The organism is Candidatus Zixiibacteriota bacterium (genome assembly GCA_022865345.1).
Lineage (GTDB): Bacteria > Zixibacteria > MSB-5A5 > MSB-5A5 > RBG-16-43-9 > RBG-16-43-9.
Genome location: JALHSU010000185.1, coordinates 1 through 11,200 on the forward strand (window position 1 = coordinate 1; position 11,200 = coordinate 11,200).

Consider the following 11,200-nt stretch of genomic DNA (forward strand, 5'->3'; position numbering starts at 1 on the left):
GCCTTAGCCTCAACCTCTGCCAGGGTTCTGTATGCATTCCCGAGATTGTTCTGGGTCATGGCATAATCCATTGAGAAGCGTTCAAAAGTATAGACATTAAGAGCTTCCTCACAGGCTTTGATTGCCTTTTTACAGCTTTCAGCCTTAGCCTCAACCTCTGCCAGGATTCTGTATGCATTCCCGAGATTGTTCTGGGTCATGGCATAATCCATAGGGAAGCGTTCAAGAGTATAGACTTTAAGAGCTTCCTCAAAGGCTTTGATTGCCTTTGTGCAGTTATCCGCTTTAGCGTCAATCTCTGATAGGGTTCCGTATGCATTCCCGAGATTGTTCTGGGTCACGGCATATTGCATAGGGAAGCGTTCAAGAGTATAGACTTTAAGAGCTTCCTCATAGGCTTTGATTGCTATTTTCAGATACTCTGCTTTTTCTAACCTGATGTCACCAAGGTCACAAGCCCTGTTTCCGAGCGCGAACAATGCCGCAGGCACTCCCGAGAAAGCAGAGTAGGTCTCTCTAAAAAGCTCCAAAGCCGGTTGTTTTTCTTTAGGTTTGACTATATATTCCAGATAGACCTCTTCAGCCCGAACTTTATCTTTCTCCAGGATTATGAACTCTTTAGATTTCAATTTCTCCAGCCAGCCGGTCCATTCAAAATCTTTTCCCTCTAATTCCTCTTTTTTAGCAACAATTTTTATCCATTCCAAAGGGAAGACTTGTCTTTCTTCAAAAATTCCACAAAGGTAAAGATCTCTAAGACCCCGCAGAATGGTCTTTTCGAAATTATCGCACTCATCAAACCTTTTCTCCATTTCCAGTAAACGCATAAAAATTGAGCCTACAGTTCCGTCAAATTTTACTTCGTCCCATTTTATCTCCACTCGACCAGCGATTTTTTTCCCTTCGTCTTCAGATATTCTTTTCAGTTCTATGACTTCGCAAAATATTTTTTCTAAGTCCATTCCTTTCTCTGCCATTTTATTTTTTACTTTTTGATACTCTATTTCTCCTCGACAGGTGGAAACGATAATGGCAGAGTTGTCTTTTGCCACTTTGAATAGATGCTCAAAGTTTTGTTGTTCCACAAACCTGTGCAGATCATCGATCAGGATAATGCGATGCCTCCAGAACCTGAAATTTTTAGGGAATATGAAAGTCTCCAGATTTATGTTGTCACATCTTGGTATCAGGACATTACAACGTTTGTTCAGGCTGATTAAAGCTTGATAAGCTGCTCTGGTTTTACCACTTAGAGGAGAACCAATTATTAAAACATTGCTTTTGTTTTTTAAACATTTACCGATTAGTTCATCTTCCGGTCTCAAATAATAATATTCTTTGTAAGGGCGCTCCCCTAACACCTCGTCGGGCTTCAAAGAAGAGGATTTCTTCCAGATAACATGATATAATGCTTTAAATTTTTTACTCTTATGATAAAAGTATCCTATTAAAGGAACGATGATAGTAACAAAGATTCCAACCAATCCTAAAACGATTCCGATAAGTCCTAGTATGATTCCAGCCATCTCCTAACCCTCCAATTTGCAGGGCTGAACGGCAATAGACAATCTTAAAACAAACATTCCTGTAGCCCAGCTACTTTAAAAGCTCTTGTTTCCTACATTTTATCTATTTAGTCCTGAAAGTCAAGCTATCTTTTGCTTCTTAGAGGTGAAGGAGTAAACTGCATTGTTACTATAAGATACCACAAAATCTATAAAAACAGTAGACCCACGTTGCCCTCAACCTGGGTCTGCGGGCGGCCACGAGGGTCGCCCCTACGCATCCTAACTACGAAAAAATTATTCTGGATGTGGCCGTCGGGTCCCCTGACCCGACGGGACTAAAGGTCAACTGAGTTATTTAACGGGATGGTAAGCCCAAATACACTTACTCTGTTGGTCTGGAGACCAACAGATAGCGTAAACATGGGTAGGGGCATCCCGCCAGCGGCGGGACTGTGCCCCTACAAGCATTAAATATCTTCTGTTTATTTTCCGCTGACGACCATCTCGGAGAACTTCAAAGTAGGAGCGGAGATACTGCCCCTGAAGGTCAGGTCGTTACCCACCAGCTCTATTCCGTTCAACATCTCCAGAATCGTCCCGGCTATGGTGACCTGGGATACCGGGAAGGTGAGCACGCCGTCTTCAATCCACAATCCTTCAGCCATTTGAGAGTAGTCCCCGCTAACGATGTTCATCCCGAAGCCGGCCAAGTCGGTCACATAAAAACCTTTTTTGACACTGCGAATTATCTCCGCAGGGTCAGTCTGTCCGTTTTCAAGATAGAAATTCAAAGCCGAAATTCTGGGGATCGAATCATAACCGCGCGAGGCATTTCCGGTTGAGATGGTTTTCATTTTCCTGGCTGAATAACTGTTATGCAAAAAAGTTTTCAAAACTCCATTATCAAATACCTTTTTCCTCTGGGTAGGAGTCCCTTCTCCGTCAAAAGGACGAGAACCTAAACCCTTGGGCAGGGAACCATCGTCCCAGACATTTAGAAGCTCGGAGCCGACTTTTTGATCAAGCCTTCTCGCCAGAAAAGTCGAGTTCTTTGAAGCCAAATCTCCGTTTACTCCATAGGAAAGCCCGGCCAGGAATCCGGACGAAGTAAACGGGTCAAAGATAATCGGCACCTTTTGAGTGTCGATCTTCTTTGAGCCGAGCATCCTGATGGTTCTTTCTGTGGCAGTCCTGCCTATTTTCTCCGGGGGCTCCAGCTCTTCTAACAGGGATTTGGCATCCCAGAAGTAGTTAGACCTTTTCTCCCCATCTTTTTCCGCTATCGGTGAGCAGGAGAGACTTATATAAGTCCTTTGAAAACTCAAATCCGCTCCAGAGGAGTTAGCCAGGTAGACCCGCGTTTCATGATCGCGGTATTCTGCACCGTCGGAATTAGTAATTTTCTTATCCGCAGCAAAGGAAGCATCTTCCGCTCTTTTTGCCAAATCTATCTTCATCTGCGTGGGGAAATTCTTCAACTGGCTGTCATAGATTCTTAAATCCGTAGTTTCAGGAGAGGACTCAATCTTTTCAGGCAGACCGTTGAAATCGTCCGCACTTGAGTTCCTTGCTAAGAAAACGGTCTTTTTGACTAACTCATCTAATACGTTCAAGCTGAAATCCGAAGTATAGGTAAACCCTAATTTTTTCTTTGCGAAAAGCCTGATTCCTAATCCCTTGGATTGAGCTTCTTTCAAAATCTCGATTTCACCTTTTCTAACCCGGATCAAAAGCTCCTTGTTTTCCTCTAAATAAGCTTCTGCCTGCTCAGCCCCGGCTTTGAGTGATTTTTTGATTATCTCTGCGAGAATCTCTTTATATTCCATTTTTTCTCCTTTCCTGCTTCCAAGCATTTCCCAGCTACTTTAGTGGCGTCGATGAAGAAAACAGGACTGAAGTCCGTTTGAACCTGACTAAAAGTCAGTTTGAACAGTCAGTACCTTTATGTTTTCTCCTATATCACTGTTGGCTTAAAAGCGGTTCCTCCTACGGTTATTTCAGAGAACTTGATCGTGGGCTGGCCTACCCCGGCATAAACCCATTGACCATCTTTTCCGCAAGTGCCGGTGGTCTGGCAGACATACAGGTCGTTTCCCACCATCTCAATTTTCTGAATCGCCTCTGGTCCGTTTCCTATTAAAACCGCACCTTTTATTGGTCTGGTTATCTTTCCATCCTCGATCAGGTAAGCTTCTCTGACCAGGAAGTTGAAGTTTCCAGAAGTGGTATCAACTGAGCCGCCTCCCATCTCCTTGGCATAAACTCCTTTTTTAACTGATTTGATTATATCCTGAGGGTCGGTCTTACCCTGGTCAATGAAAATATTGGTCATCCGGGGAATGGGATATTCCCGATATGAATTTCTTCTTCCGTTTCCAGTTGATTTGGTTTTCATCAGCTTGGCATTCAGAAGGTCATACATATACTCCTGCAATATCCCGTCCTTCACCAGAACCTTTCTCTGGCCCGGAGTTCCTTCGTCGTCTATGTTAAAAGAGCCGCGTCCATAAGGAATAGTCGCATCATCCACCACGTTGACCACATCAGAGGCGACTTTTGTCCCGAGTTTATCTGCCATCAGAGAGGTTTTCTTTCGGATGACGTCCCCTTCCAGGGAATGTCCAAACGCCTCGTGAATCAAGACCCCTCCCCAGCCTGCAGCAACCACTACTGGATTTAAACCTGCCGGAGCATCTTCTGCCCCAAGCATTACGGTTGCCTGCCTGGCAGCTTCTTTACCTGCGATCTCAGGTGTACTTTCTTTAAAATAGTCCAGGTCGACTCTTCCACCTAAAGTGGCATAACCTTCAAATCTTTTGCTTCCCTCCAAGGCTAAAGGATAAGCAGCTAATCTGGTGATAAACTGGTCATCTTTAGTTTTCAGTCCGTCAGAGTTAACTATCATAATCTTCTTGGCTTCGTCCATATAATCTACCCTGACCTGCGCTATTCTCTTATCATAATCTCTGGCAGCCTGGTTTGCCCTTTTCAAAAGGTCTATTTTTTTTGATTCAGAGGCTAAAGCTATCGGTGAATTGAGCACGAAATATGGTTTGATTTTCTGAGCCGAAAGGTTCGCAGGTTTCTGGATATTGGATGAGCTGGCTATGAAAGATGCCACATCTGCTGCCTCTTTTAACATAGGAAAGCTTAGATCGTCTGAGAAGGCATACCCGGTTTTTTCTCCTGAAATTACCCGGATACCCCCACCCTGGATTATGCCAAAGTTGAACGATTTGATCTTATCCTCATCCAATTGGATCTCAGTGCGGATAAGATGCTGAAGGTAGATCTCTGCAAAGTCACCCCCTCTGGATAAAGCTGTTTCAAGCAGCTTCTTTAATTCCTCATCTGATAGGGCTTGTTCCAGCATATCTTTGGTCTCCTCCGTGAACCCAAATGCGCTATTAAGCCATAAAGGCGCGGTTAGCAAGGCTACTCCCCCTTTTAAAAAGCTCCTGCGGCTTACAGGATTTCGATTTTTTTCCATCATAGAAAATCTCCTCGAAGAAAAATAATTCAGACTGCAATTTAACCAATTTTCCTTGGGTGTCAAGTGCAAAGAAAAAAAAGGGTTCGGGGATTCAAGGAGTCGAGGGGTCAAGGGAAGGTAGGGACAGGCCTGTGCACGTGCCCCTTTTTATCGGTAGGGACGAGGTTTCCTCGCCCTCTCAACTTGGAACAGACGAGACGTCTGTTCCACCTAAAGCGTATCCTTAAAAAAAGCCCCGCTCTTTTAAAAAGAGCGGGGCTTATAGGGCCCTTTCTATTTATTTAACAGCCCGGAGGCGGACCGCCTTTGAAAAGATAATTGATCATGAAAATGGCGTCAGTGACATTAACGTTCCCGTCACACTGGACATCTCCGCAGGCTGAAATCGGTTGGGGAGGAGGTCCACCTTTGAATAAGTAGTTAATCAAGTGGATTACGTCTGTGACGTTGACCTGGGAATCACCATTAATGTTACCCGGCACACAGGACGGCACGAAGAATTTGTAGGTCTGGGTGGACCAGGTTCCTGCGGTATTGTTGTCCTTTGCCTTGACCTTCCACCAGAAGAAAGCGCCGGGCTCAAGCTGGGGCGTGGAATAAGCCGTGTCGTTAAGATTCAGTATTATTACCGGTGCGGTGAATGTTTGAGAGGTGTCATAATACAGGTCATATTTAATGACATCCCCTGGATCAGGGTCAGTCGTTTTCTGCCAGAAAAGGTCAGCGTTAAGACTTGAAAGAGTATCTCCATCGGTCGGCTTACGCAGGCTGAAAGCCCTGGGCGCCTGGGGCACGTAAGTATTTACCCTGAAGACGTCAGTTGACCATCTGCCTGCAGTATTAATATCTTTTGCCAGAACTTTCCAGTAATAAGACTTATCATCTCTCAAGGTAACTGTTCTGGAAGTGTCTTTCAGGTTTGAGATTATAGTAGGATGAGTGAATCCTGAGTTGTCATCATAATAAAAGTCATAAAGAATCGAATCACCCGGGTCAGGGTCAGTAGTAGATCGCCAGAAGAAAGTTATGTTAGAATCAGCTGAAGTAGAGTTGTTGAGCGGTAAGACCAGGGTGAAAGCATTCGGTTGTTGAGGATAATAAACGTGGAAACTCCAATACGGGTCTAAGCTCCAGCTTGTCGCACCATAGCTGTCTTTCGCTTTGACTTTCCAGTAATAGGTGGAATCATCATACAAAATCGGCAAGACCTTGGAAGTATCAGTGGCTAAAGTAGAGTCATACGTTGCGAAAGTGTTGTCCCGAGAATAATAGACTATATAAGAAATCGGGTCTGACGGATCAGGGTCATAAGGCTTGTGCCATCTCAAAGTCGGAGTCAAAACTGATACAGTTCCCGCATTGGATGGAGATATCAGGGTGAATGAAGCAGGGGCAACATTCAAAGCCCGGAAACTTCGATAAGGTTCAGTGCTCCAGGCAGTCAGGTTGAATCTATCGATAACCCTCACTTTCCAATAATAGACGGTATCATTAATCAGCCCGGGTAAAGTATAAGAAGTATCATTAACTGTAGCGGTTGTGGCTGAATCTACATAAACCAGTGAGTCAAGTGACCAGTAAACTCTATATTTCAGCTGATCCCCTGGATCAGGGTCAGTTGCCTTGTGCCAAACCATCTTCGGATGCAGAATTACGGTGTCCTCATCTTCCGGGGTTAACAGGGCAAAAGGATTGGGTGCTTGTGGCACATATATATAAAACCGCCAGGTAGTCTGGGTGCTCCACCTGCCAGCGGTATTGATATCTTTAGCCAGGACTTTCCAGTAATAGGTGCTATCATCGCTGCCGGTGAAAACGTAAGTGGTATCTTTCAGATTCGATATAATGACTGGCTGGGGAAAACCTGATCGGGAATCTATATAAAGGTCATACAAAATAGAATCACCTGGATCAGGGTCCGATGTTTTTCTCCAGATTAAGGTATCTGAAAGCTGCCAGCTGGTATCCCTGTCTGTAGGGGAGACCAAGCTGAAAGTTGCAGGTTGCTGCGGATAATAGACCCGGAAATTCCAGGTGCCGGTACTCCAGGTTGATTTGCCCCATTTGTCCACTGCTCTAACCTTCCAATAATATACAGTATCGTCCTGCAGAGTCGGTAGAATTCGGGAAGTGGTGCTGATACTGGGGATGGAATCAAAAGCACTGAAATCGCTCTTACGGGTATAGTAAAGAATATACTTGACAGTATCCAGAGGGTCAGGGTCAGTTGCTTGCTGCCAGGTGAGGGTTGGGGTCAAGGTAGAAACAGTGGAGCCATTTGCGGGTGAAGAGAGATTAAAAGCCGAGGGGGCAGCATTGACCACAAGGGTTACATTAGTGGTGTGAGTCTGACTTCCTACACCCTGTATAGTCAGTGTATAAGTTCCAGCAGGTGTGGAGCCAGTCGTGTTAACATTCATCGTCGAAGAAGTGGTCGGGGGATTTACCGGGTTCGGTGTAAAGCTTGCACTTGCTCCTGAAGGAAGTCCGGATACGGATAAGGTAAGAGGGTGGGCAAAACCGTATAAATAACCCAAATTCACTGTATAGCTGGTAGAAGCTCCCACATCTATTACCCTGGAGGAAGGAGTTCCTCCTATCGTGAAATCCGGTATCGAAAAGTTGGCATTGCTGGCATCTTTTGGGGAGGCATCTGCTGCATCAGAGACTCTCACCCGGTTATTGGCAGATGGGTTATTCGGGATAGTCCAGGGATATGTCCCAGTATTTCCAGTGCTGGCTATGATGGTCGACCAGGAGGTTCCGGAATTAGTAGATAATTCAAGCTTAACGTTTCCTGAAAATCCGACTGACCTCCAGAGTATATTATGACTCTCGCCCACGTACCAGACCTCGCCCCCGTTCGGAGATAAGACCTGAAGAGCTGCGCCCAGACATCCGGGTGAATATTTAGGCAAAAATGCGTTTGCGGTAGCGGCATCAGTAAATTCCAGTTGATTGGTCGGAGGGACTAAAGTGGTATCGATTATTATTCCAATATCAGATTTCCAGGTAGAACCGGTGGAGAAATATATGGTGCATATAAGGCCATTTCCCGTGGCAAGAGGTGTGCCATACCACACAGCCCATATATTAACCTTGTGATTTACTGTATCCACATAGTTCTCATATCCAGGACTACCGGCATACATAGTGGCTAGGTTACTGGTGAATCTTGTAGACCAGTGAATGGAATCACATTTCACGTCCAGATTGTCCGAATTATAAAAAGATAATGGAATAACAAACCCTCCCAGAGTTGCGTCATTTATAACATAAACTTGGACAGTGATTTGCTGGCTGGGACCTGCGGTTAGCTTCTGCTCGACCCTGACGGTGTCGGGATTACCAGGATCCTGTGAAAAAGCTGCTGGGGCAAAAAAGAGGACCAGCAGAGGGACTAAAAAAACCAAAAACCTCCTTGACATAAAACCTCCATCTTTAAAATTTTAAATCAGACAAAGACTTACAACGAGGAACAAACTGATTTTCTTACTACTTTGACCTTGTATTTTTCAAAAAAGCATAAGGAGACAACTCCTTTTTTAGTATAACCTTTTCTTCATAATTGTCAAGGCAAAAAAGACTTTTTTGAGGTTTTCGTATATATTTTTGTTATTCTGCTTTTAAAGGCACAAGTGATTTTACTTCTTAACTGCAAAGAAGGAGAATGAAAAACGTTTCTCATTTCTCTTGACAAAGGGAGGAGTTGATTTAAATTGATTTCAGGAATAAGTTTGATTTTTGGTTAATCTATTTACATTTTTTTTAGGGAGCAATTATGAAGAAATTTTTCGGACTTTATCTTGTGCTCTTCTTCTGTCTCAGCTTTTATTCATCAACTTATGCAGATAAACCCTTGCAAGCCCGGGTATACTTTAAAGACAAATCGGAGATGAGGAAGGTCTTAAGCCTGGATTTGGACAGGGCTTATCTGGAATATGGTAAATATCTGGACATAATCTCAGACTCGGCTGAAGTAGAGAAACTCAAAGCTTCAGGTTATCAGGTAGAAGTGACAATCGATGATTTAACATCGTTTTATCAGAAAAGAATGCAGAAAGCGCTCAGTATGGGTGGTTTTCATACCTATTCAGAGACCGGGGCTGCCCTGGATTCAATTCATAACCAGTATCCAGGTATAACCACGTCTAAGATCATCCTCGGATATTCCTTAGAGGGAAGAGCCATCTGGGGGATGAAAATCTCTGATAATCCAGGGGTGAATGAAAATGAGCCAGAGGTTTTATATACTGCTTTGACCCATGCCAGGGAACCTATCGGAATTGAAATACTGCTTTATTTTATGCGATACTTATGTCAGAATTATGGCTCCGATTCCACAGTCACCTATCTGGTTAATAACAGGGAATTATGGTTTGTTCCCATAATAAATCCGGATGGATACGAGTTCAATCGGCTGAACAGCCCCCAGGGGGGTGGAATGTGGAGAAAAAACAAAAGACTCAATACAGGAGGCAGTTACGGTGTAGACTTAAACCGTAACTTTGGGTATAAATGGGGTTTTGATAACTACGGCTCCTCACCGAGTCCTGGGTCTGAGACCTACCGCGGAGCTGCTGCTTTTTCTGAGCCGGAGACCCAGGTCATACGAGCATTTGTCGATTCATCTAAATTTATCCTGGCAATGAATTATCATTCTTACGGAAACGATTTTCTATACCCCTGGGGGTATGATAATATCTACACTCCGGATCAACCAGTTTTCAAATCGATAGCAGACAGCGTTGGTGTCTTGAATGGATTCACAACCGGCACAGCCTGGGAAGTACTCTATCTCACCAATGGAGACTCAGATGACTGGATGTACGGTGAGCAAACCGTGAAGAAAAAGATCTTCGCCTTTACCCCTGAGGTAGGGGACCAGTTCGATGGCTTCTGGCCTGACCCTTCCAGGATCAGCACTTTGTGTGAACAGCAACTGCAGCCGAATCTTTTCATCGCATCTTTAGCCGGCAACCCTTACGTTCTACTGGCGCCTTCTGCTCCGATTCTATCGCAAATAGACAGTGTCTCTACTGATAGCTTCACCTTGACCTGGGCGGATCCCGACACGTTTAACCCCCCGCTGAGTTATTCTCTGATGGAGCTTGAGAATCTGGTTGTAAAGAAATTCGATGGGGAGAGTGGTTCTTCGGGCTGGGACACAATCGGATTTACCCTCAGCACCAGCAAAAGCTATTCGCCCACGCATTCCTTTTTCTCTGGCTCTGGAAATAGTTTGGACAATTATCTGACCACCTCGGATTTCATTTCGGTGCGACCAAATGACACTTTGGCCTTCTGGTGTTATTATAAAATCGAAACGGGGTATGATTACCTTTACCTGGAAGCCTCAGAAGATGGAAGCAGTTTTAATTCTATTCCCGGCAACATCACCACAAACGACAATCCTAACGGCCTGAATTTCGGAAACGGGATAACCGGGAGTTCTGCTGGCTGGATAAAGGGGATTTTCGATTTGAGCCAGTTCGGAGGAAAGGATATCCTTCTAAGGTTTAATTACAAGACAGATGAATCACTGGCTGATTCCGGATTCTGGGCGGATGATATCTACCCGGTGGCTCAATTTCAGAAATCCACGCTTTTGGCTGATACCATATCTAAGAAAAGCTATCCGGTCAAAAAGGGATGTTCCGGAGTCTATTATTACAAGCTAAAGGCAAAAGATGCTCAGGGCCAGGAAAGTCCCTGGAGCAGCAGGATAAGGGTAGCAGTGGGTCTTAACTTCGTCCGGGGGGATGCAAATGCGGATGGCAAGGTCGCCATAGGAGATATCGTCTATCTGGTCAGCTATCTTTTCAAGCATGGACCTGCGCCTGCTCCTTTGCATTCTGGCGATGCCAACTATGACGGGAAAGTCAATCTGGCGGATATAGTCTATCTGGTAAACTATCTGTTCAAAGGCGGACCTCCGCCATGCGTGAACTGAGATGAAGGAAGGTAGGTCGGGTCGCGTGAGCTACCCGACACAGGATTACCGTAGCGTTGCCACTCCAGTGGCAACGGATTGAAGTTGACGGTCCCCTTGGCAAAACAGAGCGTCCTCACAGGAGTGAGGATGCTACATTTGGAAAGATTGTCGGGCAGTCCCGCCTCTGGCTGGACAGCCCGACCTACCTCTGAGTGAACTAAGATGAAAATGAAGCTTATTTACTTCTGGATCATTCTTTTTTCC

The 11,200-nt window shown here is 44.8% G+C and carries 5 protein-coding genes; 1 reads left to right on the top strand and 4 read right to left on the bottom strand.

Features of this window, described 5'->3' with window-relative positions:
* The 4 genes from MUP17_09045 to MUP17_09060 form a co-directional block, all read right to left on the bottom strand.
* The coding region (locus MUP17_09045) for a tetratricopeptide repeat protein (GenBank protein ID MCJ7459122.1) at window positions 1-1,526 on the bottom strand (1,526 nt) is incomplete at its 3' end.
* 464 nt (window positions 1,527-1,990) lie between these two features.
* Complete coding sequence (locus tag MUP17_09050; GenBank protein ID MCJ7459123.1) at window positions 1,991-3,334, bottom strand: TldD/PmbA family protein; 1,344 nt, start codon at window positions 3,332-3,334, stop codon at window positions 1,991-1,993.
* A gap of 128 nt (window positions 3,335-3,462) precedes the next feature.
* Window positions 3,463-5,001, bottom strand: a complete 1,539-nt coding sequence (locus MUP17_09055) for a TldD/PmbA family protein (protein ID MCJ7459124.1) — start codon at window positions 4,999-5,001, stop codon at window positions 3,463-3,465.
* A gap of 281 nt (window positions 5,002-5,282) precedes the next feature.
* Window positions 5,283-8,429, bottom strand: a complete 3,147-nt coding sequence (locus MUP17_09060) for a dockerin type I repeat-containing protein (protein ID MCJ7459125.1) — start codon at window positions 8,427-8,429, stop codon at window positions 5,283-5,285.
* A gap of 353 nt (window positions 8,430-8,782) precedes the next feature.
* On the opposite strand from MUP17_09060, the gene MUP17_09065 reads away from it, so the two are divergent.
* A complete protein-coding gene (locus MUP17_09065) occupies window positions 8,783-10,954 on the top strand; it encodes an immune inhibitor A (GenBank protein MCJ7459126.1) in 2,172 nt (723 codons plus the stop codon).
* The last annotated feature ends 246 nt before the right edge of the window (window positions 10,955-11,200 follow it).